Annotated in this window: 22 protein-coding genes; 9 read left to right on the top strand and 13 right to left on the bottom strand. The window is 44.7% G+C overall.

Annotated elements, in window-relative coordinates:
• On the bottom strand, positions 1–162 hold the full coding sequence (locus tag MHH86_RS12265) for a hypothetical protein (protein ID WP_155288122.1): 162 nt from the start codon (positions 160–162) through the stop codon (positions 1–3).
• Positions 163–370: 208 nt separating this feature from the next.
• Here MHH86_RS12265 and MHH86_RS12260 point away from each other — a divergent pair, with 208 nt between their 5' ends.
• Positions 371–1,048: a DUF1796 family putative cysteine peptidase gene (locus MHH86_RS12260; RefSeq protein ID WP_038574383.1), complete on the top strand. Its 678-nt coding sequence runs from the start codon at positions 371–373 to the stop codon at positions 1,046–1,048.
• Here the strand turns inward: MHH86_RS12260 and MHH86_RS12255 are convergent.
• Positions 1,038–1,307 carry a hypothetical protein gene (locus tag MHH86_RS12255; protein ID WP_141240302.1) on the bottom strand — a complete coding sequence of 90 codons (270 nt, stop codon included), beginning with the start codon at positions 1,305–1,307 and terminating at the stop codon, positions 1,038–1,040. The genes MHH86_RS12260 and MHH86_RS12255 overlap by 11 nt on opposite strands.
• A gap of 308 nt (positions 1,308–1,615) precedes the next feature.
• Positions 1,616–2,512, bottom strand: a complete 897-nt coding sequence (locus tag MHH86_RS12250; RefSeq protein WP_038570168.1) for an SDR family oxidoreductase — start codon at positions 2,510–2,512, stop codon at positions 1,616–1,618.
• A 288-nt stretch (positions 2,513–2,800) separates the two neighbouring features.
• Here MHH86_RS12250 and MHH86_RS12245 point away from each other — a divergent pair, with 288 nt between their 5' ends.
• Positions 2,801–2,992, top strand: coding sequence for a DUF6199 family natural product biosynthesis protein (locus MHH86_RS12245; RefSeq protein ID WP_036685995.1), 192 nt, complete (start codon positions 2,801–2,803; stop codon positions 2,990–2,992).
• A gap of 1 nt (position 2,993) precedes the next feature.
• Here MHH86_RS12245 and MHH86_RS12240 read toward each other — a convergent pair whose 3' ends face one another.
• Entirely contained in the window at positions 2,994–4,589 is a 1,596-nt protein-coding gene (locus MHH86_RS12240; RefSeq protein ID WP_076100654.1) for a helix-turn-helix domain-containing protein, read from the bottom strand.
• A 121-nt stretch (positions 4,590–4,710) separates the two neighbouring features.
• Positions 4,711–5,733, bottom strand: coding sequence for an ABC transporter substrate-binding protein (locus MHH86_RS12235; protein ID WP_038570166.1), 1,023 nt, complete (start codon positions 5,731–5,733; stop codon positions 4,711–4,713).
• A 288-nt stretch (positions 5,734–6,021) separates the two neighbouring features.
• Here MHH86_RS12235 and MHH86_RS12230 point away from each other — a divergent pair, with 288 nt between their 5' ends.
• Positions 6,022–7,077: a LacI family DNA-binding transcriptional regulator gene (locus MHH86_RS12230; RefSeq protein WP_036685989.1), complete on the top strand. Its 1,056-nt coding sequence runs from the start codon at positions 6,022–6,024 to the stop codon at positions 7,075–7,077.
• Positions 7,078–7,253: 176 nt separating this feature from the next.
• A complete protein-coding gene (locus MHH86_RS12225) occupies positions 7,254–9,689 on the top strand; it encodes a glycosyl transferase (protein ID WP_036685988.1) in 2,436 nt (811 codons plus the stop codon).
• 94 nt (positions 9,690–9,783) lie between these two features.
• Here the strand turns inward: MHH86_RS12225 and MHH86_RS12220 are convergent, their stop codons facing one another.
• The 4 genes from MHH86_RS12220 to MHH86_RS12205 all read right to left on the bottom strand — a co-directional run bounded on the left by MHH86_RS12220 (position 9,784) and on the right by MHH86_RS12205 (position 13,475).
• A complete protein-coding gene (locus MHH86_RS12220) occupies positions 9,784–10,092 on the bottom strand; it encodes a hypothetical protein (RefSeq protein WP_036685986.1) in 309 nt (102 codons plus the stop codon).
• 104 nt (positions 10,093–10,196) lie between these two features.
• On the bottom strand, positions 10,197–10,832 hold the full coding sequence (locus MHH86_RS12215; protein ID WP_036685984.1) for a pyridoxamine 5'-phosphate oxidase family protein: 636 nt from the start codon (positions 10,830–10,832) through the stop codon (positions 10,197–10,199).
• 18 nt (positions 10,833–10,850) lie between these two features.
• Positions 10,851–11,207, bottom strand: coding sequence for an HIT family protein (locus MHH86_RS12210; RefSeq protein WP_235219538.1), 357 nt, complete (start codon positions 11,205–11,207; stop codon positions 10,851–10,853).
• 303 nt (positions 11,208–11,510) lie between these two features.
• Positions 11,511–13,475, bottom strand: a complete 1,965-nt coding sequence (locus MHH86_RS12205; RefSeq protein WP_342479747.1) for a beta-L-arabinofuranosidase domain-containing protein — start codon at positions 13,473–13,475, stop codon at positions 11,511–11,513.
• 165 nt (positions 13,476–13,640) lie between these two features.
• Here MHH86_RS12205 and MHH86_RS12200 point away from each other — a divergent pair, with 165 nt between their 5' ends.
• The 5 genes from MHH86_RS12200 to MHH86_RS12180 all read left to right on the top strand — a co-directional run bounded on the left by MHH86_RS12200 (position 13,641) and on the right by MHH86_RS12180 (position 19,388).
• Positions 13,641–14,507 (top strand): AraC family transcriptional regulator, encoded by an 867-nt coding sequence (locus tag MHH86_RS12200; RefSeq protein WP_076224023.1) that lies wholly within the window; start codon positions 13,641–13,643, stop codon positions 14,505–14,507.
• Positions 14,508–16,062: 1,555 nt separating this feature from the next.
• Positions 16,063–16,665 carry a YitT family protein gene (locus MHH86_RS12195; RefSeq protein WP_036685975.1) on the top strand — a complete coding sequence of 201 codons (603 nt, stop codon included), beginning with the start codon at positions 16,063–16,065 and terminating at the stop codon, positions 16,663–16,665.
• Between the two features lie 81 nt (positions 16,666–16,746).
• Positions 16,747–18,009 (top strand): DNA polymerase IV, encoded by a 1,263-nt coding sequence (locus tag MHH86_RS12190; protein ID WP_036685972.1) that lies wholly within the window; start codon positions 16,747–16,749, stop codon positions 18,007–18,009.
• Between the two features lie 157 nt (positions 18,010–18,166).
• Entirely contained in the window at positions 18,167–18,931 is a 765-nt protein-coding gene (locus MHH86_RS12185; protein WP_051491428.1) for a threonine/serine exporter family protein, read from the top strand.
• 28 nt (positions 18,932–18,959) lie between these two features.
• Complete coding sequence (locus MHH86_RS12180; RefSeq protein ID WP_036685970.1) at positions 18,960–19,388, top strand: threonine/serine exporter family protein; 429 nt, start codon at positions 18,960–18,962, stop codon at positions 19,386–19,388.
• 111 nt (positions 19,389–19,499) lie between these two features.
• Here MHH86_RS12180 and MHH86_RS12175 read toward each other — a convergent pair whose 3' ends face one another.
• The 4 genes from MHH86_RS12175 to MHH86_RS12160 all read right to left on the bottom strand — a co-directional run bounded on the left by MHH86_RS12175 (position 19,500) and on the right by MHH86_RS12160 (position 23,928).
• On the bottom strand, positions 19,500–20,384 hold the full coding sequence (locus tag MHH86_RS12175; protein ID WP_076105516.1) for a DegV family protein: 885 nt from the start codon (positions 20,382–20,384) through the stop codon (positions 19,500–19,502).
• A gap of 534 nt (positions 20,385–20,918) precedes the next feature.
• Entirely contained in the window at positions 20,919–21,380 is a 462-nt protein-coding gene (locus tag MHH86_RS12170) for a DIP1984 family protein (RefSeq protein ID WP_038570144.1), read from the bottom strand.
• Positions 21,377–21,907, bottom strand: a complete 531-nt coding sequence (locus tag MHH86_RS12165; protein ID WP_244886468.1) for a GNAT family N-acetyltransferase — start codon at positions 21,905–21,907, stop codon at positions 21,377–21,379. The genes MHH86_RS12170 and MHH86_RS12165 overlap by 4 nt, the downstream gene beginning before the upstream one ends.
• 2 nt (positions 21,908–21,909) lie before the next feature.
• A complete protein-coding gene (locus MHH86_RS12160) occupies positions 21,910–23,928 on the bottom strand; it encodes a Na+/H+ antiporter (protein WP_076212735.1) in 2,019 nt (672 codons plus the stop codon).
• Positions 23,929–24,173 lie beyond the last annotated feature (245 nt).

Here is a 24,173-nt window from a genome sequence, read left to right as displayed (position 1 = left end):
TCAGCCTGATTTAGTGTTGATCAGTTGGAGCAGAAATCCTTTGGTTGCTGGATCAGCACGTAGGATTATTGCCGCCCGTGTTATTGGAAATGCCGTGCCTTGCAGACCTAGCTTGAGACCCAATGGATTGCTTAACACCGCTTTGGCTTGCTTATTAGACAACGATGTTGGTTTTAAAGTAGTCTTTCGTAAAAAGACTTCAAACATTAGCGGATATATTTTGTTACAACGTAACTAATAGGTTTAGGGGGCAGTGAAATTGCTGCTCTCTTTTTTCTGTGTTTCTCATTACACTTAAAGTCCAATCATTCCTAGAAAATGGTGTATATAATTTATTAGGAATTGAATCTGATTGAAAATGGGTGCGTCCATGAAATTACAAGCTGTGAAAAAAAGCTATGATTTAATAGTAAGCTTAGGGATGTCTTGTGCTCCTGCTATAAATCTGCAAAGAAATAGCTTGAGGAAATTCTCCATGCCACTCGACTGGATGGTTTCTTATTCATTGGCTGATGTAAATAGACTGTATAAGAATAGATTTCAAAATTTCATGGAATTAATAAATCTGCAAATCCTTGATGAAACACATTTTTTTCTGGAGGATGGAATACCAGTCTATCCTAATTGGAACAAAAATGCATTAGTGAAATCCTATTTTATTCAGGATACTTTATATAACATTATCTCCGTTCATGATTTTCCAATCCACCAAGGTAAACACTGGTCTACAACCTATCCTTCGTATAAAGCGAAGCTGGAATTACGAATTAATAGATTTTGGGACAAGTTAATCACCAGTAAAAAAACTTTATTCATTAGATGGTCCGCCTCATATGAACAGGCTGTAGAGCTACAATCGATTTTATCTGGTTTATTAAAACCGAACGAATTTATTATTCTTATTCTTAATCCCGTTCGTGAAGCAACCTCGGTACAAGAATTAAGTTGGAATATTAATAATATTTGTGTGTTAGAAGTTCCTGAGGATATGAACGATTATGATAGCTGGGATTATATTTTGAAGGACATACAAGTAACTAATAACTAATTTCGCTTTGATCGATCAAATGATTAATTATTTCCTGTGCTGCAAAAACATATGGATACAAATACAGCCTACTGATGCTGACCAATAAAGAAATAGGGTTACTGATTCCAAAATCGTATTGACTCCCATGCGCTGCTGGATTTGCGGGTTCAGGCTCTACAAGATCATACTTCTCCATCAGCCTTTCCTTGGTTCCACTATCTACTACTGTTCCGTTTCCTTTATCCGCAAGGACAGATCCCGATTGAAAACACGCCATGAATAAGACACAGCAAATTGTGAGGATTGCTAGTTTCTTTTTTCGCATCATACATCTCCTAATTCTTTCTGTGGTCTCCCCTAAAACTTAGAGCCGTTCAAATTATTTCTTGGGTAATCGCAGGAAACCTATGTATTCGACAATCTTGATCAGTATAGATCATATTCTATGAAAATAATGGGAGAAAAAGCCTCGAATTCGATAATACTCCTTTCTATATATAAAAACAAAAGCACCCCGCACTAAAATTAGCAGGGTACTTTTGAATGATTCGCCGTATTTACAATATCAACATTCCGCTGAGCGGCTTATGGAGTTGGTGTTCCGCCGTTCGCATTCAGTGTTTCGCCACTGATATAGCTAGATTCCTGGCTAGCCAGGAATACATATGCCGGAGCCATCTCCGCAGGCTGTCCCGGACGACCTAGTGGTGTGCTCGCACCGAACTCCTTCAGCACTTCCTCCGGTTGCCCACCCACAACTTGAAGAGGTGTCCATACAGGACCTGGCGCCACTACATTGACGCGAATTCCCTTATCAGCTACTTGCTGAGCGAGAGACTTACTGAATGTATTAATAGCCGCCTTGGTAGTCGCGTAGTCCAAAAGGATCGGCGAGGGATTATAAGCTTGAATAGAAGAAGTGTTAATAATGGTGCTGCCCGGTTGCATATGCTTCACTGCAGCTTTGCACAGCCAGAACATGGCATACACGTTCGTCTTAAATGTGTCGTCAAAATGCTTCGTAGTGAGATCAGCGATGTCTGGGACGAATTGCTGTTTGCCCGCGATATTGGCTAAAATATCAATTCCACCTAGCTCCTTAACCGTAGTATCGACGAGTTGTTCACAGTATGCCTCATCCTTCAGATCACCTGGAATGGCGATTGCAGTACGACCCGCTTCCTGCACTAGCTTGAGCACCTGCTTTGCATCTTCCTCTTCCTCAGGCATATAAGATAGAACAACATCTGCACCTTCGCGCGCAAAAGCAATAGCAACAGCACGACCTATACCGCTGTCCGCTCCCGTAACTAACGCTTTACGTCCGGTCAGACGCCCGGTTCCTTTATAGGTATCTTCTCCTGTATCAGGTACTGGATTCATTTTCTTCTGCAAACCCGGCTCCTCTTGTTGCTGCTGAAATTCCGGTCCAGCCTTAGTGTACTGAGTGGTAGGATCTTGCATCGTATATTGGTTAGACATCGATCAATTCCTCCTTTATTTTTAGAAATACATTTTTATATTTTCCGAACTCTTTGTTATGTAAACACAACAAGCACGCCTCTAAACATTCACCTTCGATAACACAGCCTTAAATAGTGCCGCAAAAATACCCCAACCACCTGTCAAGGTGGCTAGGGTATCCCCCGCCTAAAAAGAATCCCGTTGTTCTCATTACGATAGCTTAAATAAATATATGGAAGCTCACTCGTTAGTTGGGGAACGCTCCGTATAGTCTGGCGTATACATTAGATAAAGGAGTGATAAATCATGGGCATTTTTATATTCCTCTTTGTACTGTTAGCATTGCTTAATATCTTCTTTCCTCATTTGGGATGGTACATGCGCTATGGCTGGATGATGAAAGGCGATGTTGAGCCCAGTGATGCCTATTTATTAATGACTCGCCTCAGCAGTATAGTGGCACTTATTATCCTCGTTTTTATCTGGACTAGTTTCTGACTTACCCTAACGCTCTTAGCACATCTTCAATCTTGCGCTGATGCGACAATACCCCGTAATTCATCCAGGCCATAAAATCCACCTCATATACACAGCGACTACGCACAGCGGGCAGACTGCGCCAAAGCGGTGTATCCAGCAGTTCCCGTCCTTCTCCTTCCTGTCGATCAAAGGTAATGAACAAATGATCTGCAGTCAGGCTCGCAAGCTCTTCTCTTGTTAGGCTCACCCGCTTCTGTCCACGGGTCAACTTCGGAACCAATTCATGGGGCTGCAAACCTAAATCATGATGGAGTACGCTACCTGTATAACCCAATTGCCCGCATCCATAGAGATTGATTCCGTAGGAAGATATTCTTAAGCATGCTACAGTCTGCCCTTGGACAGAACGGTTTAGCACTCGTTTAGCTTGCTGCGCCCGATGCTCATAATTGCCGATCACTTCCTGGACACGGTCCGTTCTGCCAAAGACGGCTGCTGCAGAAAATAACGTGGCACGCCAATCCTCCTGATGAAAAGGCAGCTTGAACAACGGAGCAATTTGGCTGCACTCATCCAGGTGCCAACGCTGAAAGCCATCATCCAGCAGGATCAGTTCGGGCATGTACTGGGAGAGCTCCTGCCAATCGCCAGTTGAAATATCAACCGCAGGCACATCGTTGAGGGACAGATACTCCTGCTTCCCCCACTGAGCATGAGAATATTGCGCCACCGGTGTAATATCCAGAGCCAGCAGATAGTCTTCCAGAAAAGGAGCGAACACCCGCAGCCCTTCCTGATGGAAGCTTCTGTATTGGCCGGGCGTAACGCCCACCGATCTTTTGAAACGCCGGTTAAAATAATACTCATTGCTATATCCTACGGATAACGCGATATCATGCATACGGTCATTCGTAAGCAGCAACTGCTGCTGGGCCCTTTCAATACGAAGTCCGTTCAAATGCTCTAAGGGAATCCGCCCTGTCACTTCTTTAAAAATCTGTGTGTAGCGTGCACGTGTAACGCCTGCCACTTCAGCCAATTGATCGACGGTTATGGCGTGATTATAATGTTCCTGCATATAGCGGATGGAACGCTGCACCGCCTCATGGGCTCCTTTCATCTGGATGACAGAGGAATTTGCCCGCATGATCAGCAGCAGTAACTCTTGAAAGCGGGTATGGCCTGCGAACCATTCAATCTCTTCCGTACTTCTGCGACTATGATAGATAGCCTCAAGCAGTAGTGCACATTGTGAAAAAGGTCTGCAGCTTAGCGGACCAGACCGGAGAATTCCTTCTCTAGTCCCCTTTTCCATTCCACTCTGCTTACTTCCCCCGGTTTCGATTACTTCAAAAGTAAGCCTATAAAAGCTAAGTCCTCGCTCCTCGGCATTGATTCTGCTTATAAGCCCCGGTTCGAACAAGAACCCGACACCTTTTTCCAGGGGAAAACGCTTCTCCTCGGCTTCTAACCATCCCTGTCCTTCCGATACAATGATCAGGGTATGATCTTGAAACACTAAGGTCTGTCCGTTCACCGATAAGGATTGGGCTTCTATGTTAATCAAGCTATAGAATAGCCTCTTTTTATTGCTGTCTTGTAAATCTTCTGCCATTCTAGCGCCCTCCAATTGAGAACCATTTTCATTCACTTTACTATAGTTTAGAATAAAAAAGAAGGTCTATCAACTATGCTGATAGACCTTCTTTATGCTATTCCTTACGACGGCTACCGTTTTATTTCACCATAGCTTTCAGCAAGTCATCAAGCTTCATCGAATTGGCTGTGATGGCACCGGACTGCCAGTGGGAACGTTCCATTCTATAGACATTCCCGTTCTTCACCGCAAGCAGACTCTTCCACAATGGACCCTCAAGTATTTGAATCGCTTCCTGATTCCCTTCAGTATCCCAGCCCCCATTATCAGGGAACACAATAATATGATCCGCGTCGAGCTGAGGAATAAGCTCTTCAGAAATAACAGATTGAAATTCGGTCATTTCTGCCGCCATAGGCACGGGTGTCAGCCCAAATTGATCATAAATCACACCGGTATAGCGGTTTTTAACACCAAATAGAGCAAAGGTTTTATCCGCTACGTTAAGCCGGATCACCGCTACTTTTTCCTGACCCAGGGCCTGTTGCAGCTTAGCTTTCCCCTCTGCCACCTTCTGATCATACGCTGCAAGGACGGATTCCGCCTTCTCCGGAATACCAAGGGCATCTGCAATAGCTGTAAGCATTTGTCTTGAGTCTTGCAACACCGACTCAGGTAGACGATAAGTTGGTGCTATCTTGGAATATAGTTCATACCTCGCCGCATCAGCGCCTCCGTCCACAATAATCAAATCGGGGTCTTTTTCCAATAATGCCTCCACGCTACCCGTGATATCGAATTCTGGCACATCCAGATTTAAATAATCCTGTTTGCCCCAGCTTGGATGATACCACTGAACCACCGGGGTAATGCCCAATGCCTTCAAATAATCTTCTACATAGATCCCGGCTACCCGTTGCGGTTTAACTGGAATTTCAACATCCCCGAATTCCCCGGCAATCGTCCGGGTTGCACCCTCTTCTGCGGCATTTCCACTTCCTTCAGTTGGTGCGCTAGTGCTCGCTGAGGTAGATTCCTCTGCATTCTCTGTCTTAGCAACGTTTTCTTTCGCAGTATTGTTATTCGTTCCGCATGCTGCCAGCGCGGTGATTGCCATTATAAGTACCGCTGCCCACAAAAACTTCTGACCCCATCTTGCCATTGATCCCTTCACTCCTATGCTTTATTGTCATTGATTATCATTCTCAATAACCTTTATCACAATAGTAGCATGACTTTCATAGCTTTCAATGCACTTTCTCCGCAAAAAACTTATACAAACTATTTCTAGTTATTCTGCTCTATCATTATTTGGTAGGATTCTTCTTCTATTTAAAATAGGTCACCCTTTATTAACTTGATCGCAAAATTTCTTTTTTTACGATTGATTTATACGATGCTTTCGCTTACAATAAACTCATAAACGCGCGTTTATGAAAAGAGGGGAAACATGCGCAGCGAAGATATTGCTAAGTTGGCCGGGGTTTCCCGAAGTACGGTATCCCGCGTGATCAACAACTATTCCAATGTTCCTGAAGAAACCCGGGCTAAGGTGCTGCGGGTGATTGAGCAACATCAGTACGAACCGAACAGCTTTGCACGGGCTCTGGCCGGTAAGAAAACCGATACCATCGGATTGTTCGCCATCAGTATGAACGAGAAAGAGAACACTACCCGAATTTATCAGAACAATTACTTTGCACCATTCGTCGATGCCGTAGTCGACACGTCGAATGCCCGCGGATGTTACGTTCTGATTCATACGGTATACTCTCCGGACGATTTTCTGAAGGTAAAACAAGCTTTTCTGCAAAAACGGATTGACGGTGGTATAATTGTCGGCACTCAGAAGGATATTAATATCGTCCGCGAAATGGTGGGACTGGATTCTCCGCTTGTACTGATTGATTATGATATCTCAGAGATTATGTCGGAGCATCTTGACCGCAATCATCTGGCCATTGTGAACTCCAAAGATTACGAGGGCACCACAGAAGTGATTGAACATTTAATCTCCCTAGGCCATCAAGAGATCGGCATCATCTGCGGGCAAATGAATACGTACTCTGGTCGAGAACGCTACACGGCCTATGAGGATACGCTAAAAAAACATGGTCTGCCAATGAATGAGAAGTTTATCCTAAAGGGTGATTTTCTGAAAGAGACGGCTTATGAAGAGGTCAAGAAGCTGCTTGCTTCTGGTGAACCTTTGCCGACTGCCTTCTTCTCTTCCAACGATGACATGGCTATTTCAGCGATGGAAGCGTTCTCCGAACACGGAATCATTGTCCCTGAGGATATCTCCATTGCTGGTTTTGATGACATTCAGCTGGCATCCCGTATTCAGCCTAAGCTGACCTCTGTACGCTTGCCGATTTATGAAATGTCCAAGGCTGCAGTGGAAAAAGTAATCGAGCTGTGTGATTCGCAGCAGCCGACTTTCAGCACGATCAGCTTTCCAGCTCGTTTAGTGGAGAGAGATTCCTGTCAACCGCCGAAGAAGTAGCACAGATTCATCATTCACTGAAGAATACATATTTTTCTGTGAAGCTGCTATCATTGGTTCTCGAAATCACTGCCTAATACTATCTTTTAGAAACAACGGAAAGAATCTCTTCCCTCGAGGGAATTTTTCCTGAAACTTATAAACGCGCGTTCACAATCGAAAGGAGACTTTCTCACATGAAATTCGGTACCTTTGACGACACTCGTAAAGAGTATGTAATTAACACACCAAAAACACCTTACCCTTGGATTAACTACCTTGGTAATGAACAATTTTTCGGACTTATTTCTAATACTGCTGGTGGCTATACCTTCTATAGAGACGCTCGTCTCAGAAGATTGACCCGTTACCGTTACAACAATATCCCAATGGATGCTGGCGGCCGTTACTACTATCTTTATGATGATGGTGATTTCTGGACTCCAGGCTGGATGCCAGTAAAACGTGATCTGGACTTCTACGAATGCCGTCACGGTCTTGGCTACACTTCCATTACTGGTGAACGCAACGGCATCTCTGTAAACCAGCTTGCTTTTGTACCTATGGGTCATAATGCTGAGGTACATCGTCTTGTAGTGAAAAACACGGGTTCCGCGAAGAAATCCGTTAAGCTATTCTCTTTTGCAGAATTCTGTCTTTGGAATGCACAAGATGATATGACTAACTTCCAACGCAATCTCAGCACTGGTGAGGTTGAAGTGAAGGGTTCTGTTATCTATCACAAAACAGAATACCGTGAGCGCAGAAACCACTACGCTTTCTACTCTGTTAACAAAGAAATCGCCGGCTTTGATACTGACCGCGAAGCTTTCGTAGGGATGTACAATGGTCTGGAAAGCCCGCAAGCTGTTGCTGCAGGTGAACCAACTAACTCCGTAGCGAGCGGCTGGTCCCCTATCGGATCGCACGCCCTGAACATTACTCTGGAGCCAGGAGAAGAGCAAAGCTTCATCTTTGTCCTTGGTTACATTGAAAACCCAGAAGAAGACAAATGGGAATCTCTGAACGTAATCAACAAAAAACCAGCAGAGGCTATGATCGAGCAATTTGCTACAGACGCTCAAGTGGACGCCGCTTTGGCTGCACTGGCTGCACACTGGGATAACCTGTTGTCCAAATATCAAATCCAAAGTGGCGACGACAAGTTGAACCGTATGGTTAACATCTGGAATCCATATCAATGTATGGTTACCTTCAACATGTCCCGCTCCGCTTCTTACTTTGAATCCGGTATTGGCCGTGGTATGGGCTTCCGGGATTCTAACCAAGACTTGCTCGGATTTGTGCACCAAATCCCTGAACGTGCTAAAGAACGTATTCTCGATATTGCCGCTACACAATTTGAAGACGGCAGTGCCTATCACCAATACCAACCACTCACTAAAAAAGGTAACAATGAAGTCGGTACCGGCTTTAATGATGACCCGCTTTGGTTGATCCTTGGCACAGCTGCTTACATCAAAGAAACTGGCGACACCTCGATTCTTGATGAGCAGGTTCCTTTTGACAGCAATCCGGATAACACAGCTACTCTGTTTGAGCACTTGAAACGCTCCTTCGAGCATGTAACTAACAATCTCGGACCTCACGGCTTGCCGCTGATCGGCCGTGCAGACTGGAATGACTGCTTGAACCTGAACTGCTTCTCTACAGAGCCGGGCGAATCTTTCCAAACTACTGCCAACATCGAAGGCCGCGTAGCGGAATCCGTATTTATCGCGGGTCTGTTCGTCTTCGTTGGACCGGACTATGCAGAAATCTGCCGGATGCGCGGACTTAATGATGTAGCTACGGATGCAGAAGCTAAGATTGACAACATGCGTGAAATCACACTGACTCACGGTTTCGATGGTGACTGGTTCCTGCGCGCTTATGACCACTATGGCGACAAGATCGGTTCCAAAGAAAACGAAGAAGGTAAAATCTTCATCGAACCACAAGGTATCTGTGTTATGGCCGGTATCGGTGTGGAAGATGGTCAAGCTGAAAAAGCTCTGACTTCCGTGCAAGAGCATTTGGATACTAAATACGGTATCGTATTGCAACAGCCACCATATTCCAAGTACTATCTGAACCTGGGTGAAATTTCTACGTACCCTCCGGGCTACAAAGAAAATGCTGGTATTTTCTGCCACAATAACCCTTGGATCATGATCGCTGAAACTGTACTTGGACATGGCGACAGAGCGTTTGAAATTTACGCTAAAATTGCTCCTGCTTACTTGGAGGATATCAGCGAAATTCACCGTACTGAACCTTATGTATACTCGCAAATGATCGCAGGTAAAGATGCCGTTCGCCACGGGGAAGCTAAAAACTCCTGGTTGACTGGTACTGCTGCTTGGAACTATGTAGCGATTACACAATCTATCCTTGGTATTCAAGCGGACTTCAATGGTCTGAAGATCGATCCTTGTATTCCTACAGAGTGGGACAGCTTTGAAATCACCCGTGTCTTCCGTGGAGATACTTATGTGATTCAAATCAAGAACCCGAACCATGTATCCAAAGGTGTAGCTAGTCTTACCTTGGATGGCGCAGCTGTAGAAGGTAACATCATCACTCCTGTTGGAGACGGTGCTGTACACCAAGTAGTTGTAGAACTGGGTTAATACAAAAAAATCCGCTCAACCGTTCGTTTGAACGATTGAGCGCATCAAAAATTAACAGTAGATGCCCCCTGAAGGATTCAGGGGGCATCTTTTTTTACCCTTCCACAATATCTGCTCTTAAATCACTCGCAACCTCAAGCATTCTAGGAATCACGGCTTCATTGGCGCCAGAAACATAAATATCGCCCTGATAATGTCTAAATGGGATTGTTATATCACCATAGCTCCACATAAAGAAATCTCCCTCAATGGACATGGTAGTGGCACCTGTTACTGTAAAAACTGATGTATAGGTGAAATCAGGTTTGGATGCGAAATATTGCTTACACTCTTCTAAAGATAGGGTTGGTGCTGAATCTCCATCATTCTGCATTGCTCTTGTCATTCGATAACGTTTACTCATTGTGATGCCTCCAATATTATCTGTAAAATGATCAGTTGCCTTATCCAGATCAAATATAGCATACAATGAAGGGCAAATCCCATTCCATTTCTAAGTCAAAAATGTTAATATAGCCGTTTTTCATAGCTTTCTTTTAGTGATTTCGAGATATCCTCTGGAGTAACTCCAAGTTTGCGGGCATGCTGCGCCAGTATTTTTGATGGATTAGGCAATACTTCTTTCGCAAGCCAATAATCGTCATCCCACAAATGTGACCGCTTAAAGGCTTTTGCACAATGCATATAACATTCTTCAACTTCCACGCCTATTCCAATGACCGGGACTTTACCATGCGCTTCCATAGGTTTCAATATTTCTTCATCCTTAACTATACTCGCGTGCCCATTTATTCTTAATGTTTCTTCAAGTCCGGGAATGATGAATATCAAACCGACTTTTGGGTTCTCAAGTATATTCCGCAAAGAATCAAACCGTCTGTTCCCAGGGCGTTCAGGGATCACTAAATGTTTATCATCCAACACGTGAACAAAACCTTCTGCGTCCCCGCGCGGAGAGACATCACAAGCACCGGACGAACCGCTTGTAGCCATAAAAAGCATTGGGGATTTTGAGATATAATCACGGCAATGATGATCTATAAAAGTTATGGTTTTGTTGTTAACCAATTCGCTTGGGTACCCAAATAAAGACCTTAACTCTTCTTCTGACTCTATAACTTTTTCGAAAAAGTTTGGCTTCATACTTCTCCCCCTCTCAACTTAATAAGCCCCAATGTTCTTATTGTTGCTCAAATATCCGCTTAATAATTGGGCGAAATTTTTTCTTGCTGTCTCATCCGATAACTTCCCATAAGTGCCATACAGATTATCCGCATGATATCTTGGAAACACATGTAGATGATAATGCCATACATCTTGGCTGCCATCCGGCTCATTATGTTGTCTAGAAGAAACGCCATCACATTTATAAACTTCTTTAAGTCCTCTAGCAACTTCAATCTCCAGCTCATGTATCCGGTTTGAAATTTCAACATCCAATGTATAAATGTTCTCGATATGCTGATTAGGGATGATTAGAACATGCCCTTCATTATTCGGATACCAATGAGAAGCAATAAAAGCCGTTATGTAATGATCTTTATAAATAATATCCGTTGCTTAGAACGCACATGTTCATTTTCAATGCCCGAAACCAACAAACAAAAGGGACAAGTATAACCCTCTGGAGCATGATTATAAATATAGCCCGCCTCCACTTTTATAGGATTTAAGAATATTTCTATGTTTCTTCTAATTTCGCCATTTCGCGTGTGTTCTCCTTTTTGCAAAAAGAAAAGGACAGACTGTAAATTACAGCTGTCCCCCTTGGAAAATACTGATAAAACACAGTCATTCCCGAGATCTATGTCTACCGATAACTTAAACGCTGGCTTCCGGAATCCATACCTTCATTTCACCACTGCCACGATTTCCCCATAAGTAATACGGAACTGCCTTAACCTTAACAGTTTGAACTGGTGCTTTTACTCTACTGTAAAGTCCACCACTCCAGCCCTCTTTATCTACACGCAGCCCCTCTGCCTCGACAACAACAGCGCCGCCGAGCAATGTCTCATCAAAAGCCGCAGTAAGTTCACTGCCTTCTTTTAAAGAAATTGAGCTTAAAGGCTCACCATTATCTATACTTTCAAGGCAATACACAAGAGGTCCACGCTGAATCGTTACTTTTTGAGCATCTGCACGCAAATTCGGATGTGCGTAGATACGATGTGCCTCCATAGGGTCATGCACTTCGATTACATCTCCTGCTCTCCACAGTCTCCGGATAACGAGGTATCCCTGCTCGATGTTCTCAGCAGTATTCATTACTTCACCGTTGACTCTGATCTCCATTCCTTGGCTCCAAGATGGAATCCGCAAGGCAATTCCAAACTCTGCTTCCACTGCGGGATTAATCTTCATCGAGACTGTACCTTCCCATGGATAGTTACTCTCTTGCTGTATCGCAACATCTGTTCCACCCAGCTTTGTTGTCAGCTCACTGCCAATATACAAATTCGTATAGAGCGTATCACCATGGATCGTATAGATATATTGATTAAGCGAAGTCAGCAGACGCGCCACATTCGGAGGACAGCAAGCGCAGCCAAACCAGCCTTGACGCTCGGACTTCACATGATGTTTATCTGGGTTGCAGCTGCATGCCTTAGGCCATACTTCCAGTGGATTTACATAAAAATAGTGCTTACCATCCTGTGCCATCGAACCCAACACATTGTTATAAAGCGCCCGCTCCATGACATCGGCATAACGTGCATCCGGCGATATTCTCAGCATCCGTTGTGCAAAAAAGATCAACCCAATAGATGCACAAGTCTCTGCGTACACCGAATCGTTAGGCAGATCATAATCGAAGGTGAACGCTTCACCCCGATGCGTAGATCCGATCCCACCAGTAATGTACATTTGCTTAGTAGTGATGTTATTCCACAGTCTCTCGCATGCTTCGCGAAGGGTATCATCTCCCGTAAGTGCAGCTAGATCAGCCATAGCAGTATACATATAAACCGCACGCACAGCATGTCCTACAGCCACTTCCTGTTCTCTTACCGGAAGATGACTTTGGTAGTATTTTAAATCTAAATTCTCCTTCTGACCTGTGAAAAAATTGATACTCCCCAGATTATCCCATTGTTGCTTTAAGAAATTCGGCTGTTGACCTCGCTCATTAATAAAAAAGCTGCTGAGCTTCAAATACCGCTCCTCACCTGTGAGCCGATACAGCTTAACGAGCGCAAGCTCAATCTCCTGATGGCCATCATATCCCCGCATTTTTCCTTCTTCCGGACCAAACACAGAATCGATATGATCAACCATTCGGCACATGATGTCGAGCAGTTTTCTTTTGCCTGTAGCCTCATAATAAGAAACGGCTGCCTCAATGAAATGCCCAGCACAGTACAGCTCGTGGCAATCGTTCAGATTGGTCCAGCGTTTGCCGGGTTCTTTTATCGTAAAATAAGTATTTAAGTACCCGTCTTCCTGCTGCGCTTCTCCAACGAGGCCAATCACTTCATCCGCTTGACGCTCCAGCTCGGGATCACGTTTGATGCTTAAGGAATAACCTACGGCCTCCAGCCACTTGGCTACATCACTGTCTTGAAAAACCCAGCCGTAAAATTCGCCGCTTTTCCGGCCCGCGGCAATCTCAAAGTTAGCAATGGCATGACTGGGCTCAGCTCCCGCTGCTTTGTCGTGCAATGCCTCATATTGATACGGGATTACAACATCCTGTACCAGCTTTATATAACTTCCCCAGAAATCATCTTTAATGCTAACGGATTGATCTTTTACAACTTGCTGATCCTGGATCGTTTTATTCATCATCATCTTCCCCTTAGCCTTATTTTATACTCGCTAATTACAATTATAGAGCGTACAATAGATAAAAACTATAATCAGAAGCAACCCCTTTTTTGTACTATTTCACACTCCTATTTCCAAGGACAATTTGAGCTCGGACTACGATAAAAAGAGAGGTAGAACACAGTGAGTCCTTCCTATGTACATTTCGCAGCGCCGCCTTTTCCATATTTTCTGGAATGCAATCACACTGTTTATCAACCCGGAGAGCAGCATCCAAATAGAAGCCATATCGGCTTATTTGATCTGATTATTGTAGAGCAAGGTTGCCTATTTATCGGTGAAGAGCATAATCAATGGGAGGTTGCGGCTGGGCATACGCTGCTTCTGCTGCCTGACCGCTATCATTATTCCGTTAAGTCTTGCGAGGAGCTGACTTCGTTTATTTGGATTCATTTTCATACCCTCGCAGATTGGTCAAGCTCTGAAGGCGAGCCTGTGTATATCAACCGAGAGACACATTTCCGGCAGTTTCTTACTCATCCATATACCATTCGCATCCCGCAGTTTGGTCCCCTTCCTGATCCCTTTAAACGGAGTGGACAAGCTGAGAAGCTTTTACAGCTGTCCACTGGAAGACGTTCCAGTGCAGTTTGGGAGCAGCAAAGGATTTTTGAAGAAATGCTGCGGATGATGGATCTAGCGCAGCATGATACTTCAGAAAGTCATGCGGTAGAGATCGCCGAGAGGACAGAGACTTATATCCGCAATCATTACACGGAGCCTCTCTCCAATGCCTCTCTGGCGGATGCGCTGCATTTTCATTATAACTACCTTGCCCGCTGCATGAAACGCGTATATGGACTGACTCCGATGGAGTATTTAACGGATTACCGTTTGGAACAGGCCAAGCTGCTTCTGCTTAAGACAGAGATGCCTATAGCTGCGATCGCAGAACGTATCGGTTTCGAGAGCACCGCCTACTTCTCGCGTCGCTTTACTCAGCAGATCGGAATCTCTCCGCTTCGCTTCCGCAAGCGGTATTCCCGATAACGGCAAAAACAGCATGTCTCATAATTGGAGGCGTGCTGTTTTCGTTGTTAATGCGATGCTGTAGCTTTCTTGTGGGAGGCTGGCTTTCTTCTGTGCTGCTGGCTTACGTGATCAGCTTTGGATTAATTGGACGCGAGATGCTCCTCTAGCTCGGAGAAACTTAGGTAACTATTGTGATGGAGCAGTACTCCGATTGGCACATTTATTGTGTACCCGTGATCCGTCCTAAATCCTTCTGCTGCTCTTACTTCTTACTTCTTGCTTCTTGCTTCTTGCTTCTTGCTTCTTGCTTCTTACTTCTTACTTCTTGCAATAATTTTACCAGTTTACCTTCCTAGGCGTGGCGCACTCATACTTGCCATAGATCAACGGTGATCATGCGGCTTGACCCTCCAAAGCTTATCAGCAAGTAACTCACCGCACAGCCATCACACTACTCTCTGTATCCCCCGGAGACGCGTCAGCTTAATCATTCATTCATAGCATTCCCCGTTGCGGACCGGATTGCACCTATTTGTGATTTTCCGTCCATTTTGCGACAGTTTCGGACTGTATAGCTCTTATTGCCCACAATTTGCCCACAATTGGACCATATTTGTGGGAATAGCTGCAACTGAGTCCGATAGTGTGACAAAACGAGCGGAATCATGGAAATAAGAGCAACTGAGTCCGAACAGTTGCTGAAAAGAACGCCGCCTGCCAAATTTGCTCCTAAACGTGCTAGCCATTGTTTAAACTAGCTGTCTGGAGCTCAACCTATCTACACCGTGCGGAATTAGCTACCTATGGCTTAATCTAGCTACTCCGTGCGCAGAATTTGTTACCTGTTGCACAACCTAGCTGTCTACATCTCGAAATCAGCTACCTTTTGCTCGATCTTGATCCTATCGGACCCTATTGCACCTATTTGTGATTTTCGGCCCATTTTGCGGCAGTTTCGGACTGTATAGTTCTTATTGCCCTTGATTTGCGCAGAGAAGGAGCGCATTTGAGCGAATAGCTGCAACCGAGTCCGATAGTGTGACAAAATGAGCGGAATCATGGAAATAAGAGCAACTGAGTCCGAACAGTTGCTGAAAAGAACGCCGCCTGCCAAATTTGCTCCTAAACGTGCTGCCCAGTGCTTAAACTAGCTGTCTAGGGCTCAACCTATCTACTCCGTGCGGAATTAGTTACCTATGGCTTAACCTAGCTACTCCGTGCGCAGAATTTGTTACCTGTTGCATAACCTAGCTGTCTACGTCTCGAAATCAGCTACCTTTGCTCGATCTTGATCGTATCGGACCGTATTGCACCTATTTGTGATTTTCGGCCCATTTTGCGGCAGTTTCGGACTGTATAGCTCTTATTGCCCATAATTTGCCCGCAATCGGACCATATTTGAGGGAATAGCTGCAACTGGGTCCGTTAGCTCGAAAAAATGCCTTATATCTGCCTAATAGGGTCTGCTGGGTCCGCATGATTAGGCCCGAAATCAGTTTTTTTGCTTCACTGCAATTTTTTGGAAGTGACAAGCATATTTATAAGACATGCCTTTAATGTGGAGATGTTAAATATGCAGTCATTATTAAGATACGCGATCATCCTGATCGGAAGTTTGCTTATTGCAGCAGCAACTAATTTTTTTCTAGTCCCATATAAAATCCTAGATGGGGGAATAATAGGAATAGCCCTCATCATCAATTATTTATCCGATGCCAAAATCGGTATAGCTGTCCTTCTCTGCAGCTTTCCGATATTCCTGTTAGCCTGGCTGAAGGAACGCGATATCTTTTTCAACAGTATATTAGGCTTATTGACCTCATCGTTTCTCATTGAGCTTCTCGGTCCTTTGCAGTACCACTTTCTGTATTATTTTGAGTTCGGCTCCATTTCCAGCGCCATTATTGGCGGTTTTTTAATGGGAACGGGTCTTGGGCTTATGCTGCGGTTCAAAGCCAGTACAGGCGGAACGGATCTGCTGGCTCAATATATCAAAAGGTATCTCCCGCTTAATCTTGGACTCATCATTTTTTTGACGGATTTCATAATTATCGGCGCGGGGGGACTCCTGATTTCCAAAGAAACCTTCTTCCACTCCATCCTCACGATTATCGCTGGGGGTGTGGCCACAGGTCTCTGCACCTTGGAGACTGAAGAGAAATGGAAAAAAATATGAATATACACGATCATATGTTCGTATTATAATAATAAGAAAATCATCTACCGTATCTCTACCTCACCTGGAGAGTGTGAATCTATGAATAAAGAGCGTGTTATTTTGTTATCCGATTGTCAGAGCTTTTACGCCTCCGTGGAGAAGGCCTCTAATCCGCAATACAGCAACAAACCGCTTATTGTCGCCGGAGATCCGGCTAGACGAAGCGGGATTGTGCTTGCAGCTTGTCCGTTAGCCAAATCTTTTGGCATTACTACCGCCGAGACCTTGAAGGAAGCACTCGCGAAATGCCCCGAAGTAATCGTCGTCAGACCACATATGCAGCAATATATCGATGTTTCCTCCCAAATCACGGACATTCTACGCAAATTCAGTGACCTCGTAGAACCTTATTCCATCGATGAGCAGTTTATTGATATCACCGGCAGCCTCAGCTTATTCGGAAGCCCAAGACAGATCGCTGCGACCATTCAGGACTTAATCCGCAGAAATACAGGTGTGCGCGCACGTATCGGTATAGGTTATTCCAAGGTTACCGCCAAAATGGCTTGCGACCTGTGGGCCAAGAAGAACCCGGAAGGTCTATTTACTCTCACTCAGGAAGAGCTTCCAGATGTACTTTGGCCGCTGCCCATTAGTGAGTTGTTTATGGTAGGCCGCCGCATGTCCGCGCACTTCCAAAGCATGGGCCTCACAACGATAGGCCATTTGGCACAGATGCCGCTAAGCGAGCTGAAATGGCGCATGCGGGAGAAATTCCATAAAAAATGCGATATCGATGCCGAGCTATATTGGCGAATTGCCAATGGCATCGACGATAGCCCTGTAAGTCCCGCTACCTATGAAGTAGCACCCAAGAGCGTCGGGCACCAAATGACACTGCCACGGGATTACTATACACTGCAAGAGATCAAGACCATCATTCTGGAGCTCTCAGAGCTGGTGTGCAGGCGCAGCCGCAAACTGAAGGTGCATGGTGCAGTCGTGTCTGTTGGCTGCCAAGGCGCCAGCTTTGATGACCCCAGCGGCTTCTCGAGGCAGACTACGATGAGCGATCCTACGAATGCAACCCAGCTGGTATACGAGGCCGCCCTCGCTCTTTTCAAACAGCATTGGGAAGGTCAGCCTGTGCGCCGAATTCATCTGAGCCTGTCCAATCTGTCTGACGAAAGCCAATATCAGCTAACCTTATTTGAGTCGCGCCCCCGCTACCGCGAGCTCGAACGGGCCACTGATGCGCTGAAGAATAAATACGGAGAATCGATCATTGGACGCGCCGCATCGTTCACAGATGCCGGACAACTTAAGGACAGATCCGGAAAAATTGGCGGGCACTATAAATAAACAGTGCATCTTTATACATTTTATTTCTTAAACTATATTAAAATATATCCCATATCGTTTATAATGCTATATTGAGGTTGTTATTTTCACACAATGAAGCGACAATCATAAGTATATACACATAGATATGTAACATTCCAGGGGAGGACCGGAGAAGTTGGAAAGCACGAGCAACACTAACACTACCTATTATGAAATCGTTGATCTCTGTCTTCTTGCTGGCAAGATCATGCTGCAAAACGGTGCAGAAACCTACAGAGTAGAAGATACAATGACACGTATGGCTGCTTCTCTCGGTTTTCCAGGGGCACACAGTTATGTGACGCCAACCGTTATTATGTTCACCACAAATAGAACGGAACCCGTTAAGTTATATCGGATTGCCGAGCGAACCACAGATCTGCAGAAAGTCTCGGAGGTTAATGATATCTCGCGGCGTCTGAACGAGCGTCAGATTACAGCCGAGGAAGCTCGGACACGATTAGGAGAGGTCGATGATGCCGCACATGCGTATCCGGTATGGCTGCAAATCATAGCTGCGGCACTTACCGGCGCTTGCTTCACCGTTATGTTTAAAGGCAGCTTGTGGGATGCTCTCCCCGCATTGCCGATTTCCGGGTTAGGTTATGCTGCGGTTATCTACCTGCATCGTCTTGTGCAGACTAGATTTTTTGCAGAGTTCTCTGCTTCCTTCCTGATCGGACTTCTAGCCTTCTATTCTGTAAAGCTGGGTATAGGTCAAGAAATGGACAAAATCATCATCGGCTCCGTGATGCCTCTAGTACCCGGTCTACTCATTACAAATGCCGTTCGTGATCTGATGGCCGGTCATCTGGTCTCAGGCATATCCAAAGGAGCCGATGCCTTTCTAACTGCTTTTGCGATCGGTACAGGCATTGGGCTTGTACTATCACTATTTTAATTCTCCATGTGAAAGAGGTTAGCCCTTCATGATTTTGCAACTTATAACCAGTTTTATCGCCGCGGCAACCTTCTGTATTTTATTTAATGCGCCTAAGCGCGCTCTACTGCAGTGTGGTTTTGCTGGAATGGTAGGCTGGATGGTGTATGTAATCCTTGATGTAGAGTGTGGGCCTGTTGTTGCTACGTTTGCGGCTACTGTAGTGGTGGGCATCGTCAGCCAGTTGTTTGCACGATCCTTCAAAATGCCGGTTATTATTTTTAGTGTAGGCGGTATTATCCCACTTGTTCCGGGTGGCCTTGCTTACGATGCTATGCGCAGATTTGTGGAAGAGAACTATAATCTGGCTGTAGAAATCGCTGTTCGGGCATTAATGCTCTCTGGAGCAATTGCGGCTGGACTGGTACTGAGTGAAGTTATCGGACAAATGTTCCGCCGTCGTGCAAGCAAAGCCTAACCTTCTTACAACGTCATCTCATAGATTCAAAAAAAAAAGAAATCGTCTCTTGGTATAATGAGGATCATCCAACCCTCTTCCAAGAAGCGATTTCTTTGTTTACTGTCCTATCTATACAAGTACTGCTACAGGTTCGACCTCCGAATCAATACTATTGATCCGGTTATTTTTAATCCAAGAAAGTCCTACGGTACCCTCACCCGCATGAACAGCCACGGCAGGAATGTAAGTCATAATCTCCGTACGTAAATCAGGTGCCATCTCTTTGATGTCTTCTTCTAGCTTCAGCGCCATTTCTAAATTATTGGAATGCATGATGCACACATCGCTAACAAGTCCAGCATCCTGTTTAAAGATATCTAACAGCGCCTGCTTCGTCTTCTTCATCGTACGGATTTTTTCCACAACAATGACCTTACCCTCGTCAAAACGCAGCAGCAAATTTATCCGCAATAATTGACTAAGCACTACTTGTGTACCAGAAACACGCCCACTACGGTGAAGCTGGGACAAGCTTGCAGGAATTAAGTAGAAGGACATATTTTGAATGATATTCTCTATCTTTTCTTTAATTTCTAGGGCAGTAAAGCCCATCTTGTGCCAATGAATACCTCGCGTGATCATTTCCCGAATCGGATAAGCGCCAACCTTGGAATCAATTCCAATAACATTAGCTTCCGCTATTTCAGCACCTTGCATGGAAGCATTGTATGTTCCGCTAAGCCCTGTCGAAAGATGCACAGCAATAATCTCATCATATTCTTCCTTCAACCGTTCGTATAACTCGATAAACTCACCGATTGGCGGCTGTGAGCTGCCTACTTGATCATGCTGACGCATTTTCTCATAGAACTCATCGATCGTAATATCTATATTTTCTTTATAACACTCGTTGTTAATAATCAGACGTAAAGGAACAATATACACATGGTTGTTCTTGGCGAACTCAGGATCGATTGTACATGTACTGTCGGTTACCCAGGCAATTGATTTCATGGTCACTTGTCACTTCTCTCTTTCATGAAAGGAATAGTAGAATGTTTGAAGAGACAAGGGCCACTAAACCTTCTCGGCCAATGAATCACTCTCTCATCCTGTACAATCAACATACGAATAGACCAGCGGTTTAGGAAGTCCTCGTGCGTATTCGTAAATTATACAAGATAACGAGCGATAAGATAGGCAAAACAGGACGATAATGCAAATTTTATTCATCTTTTTTCAACTTTATTCGACATTATTTCACATTATGTATGACGAATATACCTATCCTAATAGAGCCACTTCATGTTATGTAAAAGCCTAACCACAGCAAAAATATCCCCGTCCCCGCCCTCACCGTTCTTGCATAAATCAGCGCTTGGTAGTTACATTAATAGGTACTCTTTACAGTTGTTACAGTACGGGGCTAAGTTATGATTTGGTCAGATTTGGCCCGGCATCTGTCAATTTGTCCAACTTTCCCTGTTGGCGGGTTGCGCTCGCCTTTATGAAGATCAGTTACCTTCTGCTGTGATAAAGCTTAGCTTATTACGGTGTAAGTAAGTCTACCGTCCAGTTTTTCTCCTGAATTTTAAAATCCAACTCCCGATAAGACTTAGACAGCTCATCAATCTGCTTCTGAATCTGGGCGACATCCACCGTTCTCTGGAAACGAACCTCAGAGCGGCTGTACCGATCCTGAGTGATCGATGCTTGCTCAAGCAAATCGCTAAAAAGCTTCCGCAGCTGAAGCATTTTATCCCGTTCGGCTAGGGCATCGGCAATACTCCACTTCTCATTGAAGGCCACAGATGAATTCGTTCGATTAATTGCTCGAATCAAAATCGTCTGCTCGTTAACAGCTATTTCCAGCTCACGCAAAAGAGCCTCCGGCTGTTCTGCCGGTTCTTCCCCTTCCTGCACCTTAACGACCCGATCGAGCCGCTGCTTTAGCTGCGCGATTTTACGAGTAAGATCACTTCGGTTCACTAATGCTTCCGCAAGTTTCATATTTGAGTTCCCCCTAAGATTTTCTGATAGCTGGCGATATCCAGTCTTCGACCAAATTTACAGCCAATCTCCTTGAAGTAGGCGCATTGTTCATATCCATTCTTTGAGAAAAGCTGGCGACTGCGTTCATTCTCTGCGCAAACGGTAGCTACTAACACATGGAAATCCAGTTCGGCAGCTCTCTCTTCAATAAAGCGTAAGGCATGCTGTCCTATTCTTTTACCCACACAAGCCGGTTTCAAATACACACTAATCTCCCCAGAGCTATCATAAGCCGGCTTACTCTTATGTCTAGCAATCAGAACATAGCCCTGAATAACATTGTCCCAGGATAATATAACGTATGATTTGAACCGCGGATCATCATTCATCACTGATTGCCGCATTTCGTCCAAACTTAAAGGCTCGGTATGAAAAGAAACCGTAGTGTTCAGCACGTAATAGTTATAAATATCGAGTACATCCGACAGATGCTCTTCGCGAATTTCAGTGAATAACAAACTTTCTCCCATTACTTTGTTCAACACAGCTAATCCTCCCAAATGGATGTTTCCAAATGATCGACGAACTTGCGTAATTTACCGGCTAGCTTGCGGTTAATGGTTCCATCCTGGTACATTTGCTGGACCTTATCCCGTTGCTCCTGAATAGCTTTCAGTTTCAATTCAAGCTTTTGATCATCAACAAGACCATCTTTAGTCCAGCCTTGTCCCTGCTGGAGGCGTGAGATCAGCTTCTCGTAACTGTCTGCGACCTTCTCAGCTGCTTTACGGTTGTTCTCATTCTTACTTGCATTAATAGCAGCAATCGCTGCATGGGACATAGAGATCTTAGCTTTTCTGGCACACTCAGCCTGTTGCAGCATCAGTTGACTAGCTTCCCCTTCATTCTGGCCAGAGAACATCCCCGCAAACAGCCGTCTAATCTCTGTAATGGAGATTCTGATCTGAGAGTTTAGACTTCTGGCTAGAAAGACTTCACTATGATCCAAGAATTCTTCCATCTTCAGCGCCACTGAGGCAGGAATCTCATTGTTGGCCAGCAATTGGCTCAGCTCTTTGCGTTCGGCATGCAGACCCACAATCCTTGCTTCAACCCCAAGTCGGCGGAAGTTCTCTAATGCGGGGTCATTCGCCTGATCTTCGCGGTTAAGACTATAAACTTTTTCTTTAAACTCACTCAAAGCTGGCAATGCAGATTCCTTGCTCTCTTCTGTCATCATACTTTGAAGCAAGGTTATCCCGGCGGCAACAACCTTAGATTTGGCCGCCTGCTCAACCTCAGTATCACCCGGTTCAGCAACCGGCTCTTCTTTACCTGCGAGAATTGGCAAAAAGATACTAGCGATCAGCAGTGACATCAGAATCACACCCGCAGCGATAAAGATAATTAGATCACGTTCAGGAAAAGGTGAGCCATCCCCTAACACAAAAGGAATCGAGAAGGCACCGGCTAAAGTAACCGCGCCTCGCACTCCTGAAATTGTCAGGATTAGCATAGACTTAATAGACGACTTTTCCATTTTTTGCAGGCCGGCGCCAGCCAGGGAGAACACATACACCCATATAAAACGCAGCACAAAAAGCAGCAACGTTATCGCTAATACATAACCAATCACCATAAGATTGTCCACAGTTGTATCCCGGTAGATCACTTCAATAACATCTGGAATCGACAACCCGAGAATAAGGAAGACCAAGCCATTCAAGATGTAGAGCAGCACAGACCATGTGCTGGCGGACACCAGCTGTAGCTTATACTGTGGCGAAACTGCACGGTCCTTCTCGACCGCATGAATTATGCCTGCTGCAACCACAGCTAAAATACCGGATACCCCTATTTCTTCACTAATCAGATACACAATGAAAGGAGTCAGGATTTGCAGCAGCACATGCACTGTGATGTCCTCCATCCCCAGTCTGCGAATAAATACGCTGAACCGAATCAGGAGGAACGCGAGTATTGCTCCGACAATTAGTCCACCTAGAGCAATAATCACAAAGCTAATGGAGGCTTTCGGCAAAGAAAATATGCCTGTAACAGCTGCTGCAATAGCGAAGTTAAACGCAACAAGACCAGAGGCATCATTCATCAATGATTCACCCTCTAGAATACGATGAATACTCTTGGGAAGATGTACTCTCCCAGCGATTGCGCTTACCGCCACAGCATCTGTCGGCGATAAGATCGCTGCCAGCGCAAAAGCAGCTGCGAGTGGAATGGTGGGGATCATCCAGTTAATGGAATATCCAGCGATAAGCACTGTAGCAAATACCAAGCCTAGTGCCAGCATTAAGATTGGAGCCCGCAGGTTCCATAACTCATTTCTTGGTGTTCGCTTTCCGTCATTGAACAAAAGCGGCGCAATAAATAACACGAAAAACAACTCTGGCTCCAGTGACATATGTATTCCCAAAGGCAGTAGTACGACCACTACACCCAAGCCAATTTGTATTAAGGGTATCGGCACGAAGGGAATGAATCGGTTTATGATGTTGGATATTGCGATAAGCCCAAGTAGGACGAGTACAACAAGAAATGTCTCCAAACCACATCAACTCCCTTTTTTTATTTGATTATTATATCGCAAAGCTTTAGGCAAGGGCAAAATCTAGCAAAAGATTCTCAATAATAAAATCCCCTACAAATTCCACAAAAATTCCATCAGATATATATTGACATAAATATTTATTTGTGTTATAATAAAATATTTACCTATTGTGTTCGTTTCTAGTTTTGGGTAATATATGCATTAGCCTCACGGCGTCGCTCTTATTATCAATCACGGAGGGA

This window comes from Paenibacillus sp. FSL F4-0097, from assembly GCF_038593125.1.
GTDB classification, from domain to species: Bacteria; Bacillota; Bacilli; order Paenibacillales; family Paenibacillaceae; genus Paenibacillus_AQ; species Paenibacillus_AQ odorifer.
This window is presented reverse-complemented; position numbering and strand designations above follow the sequence as displayed.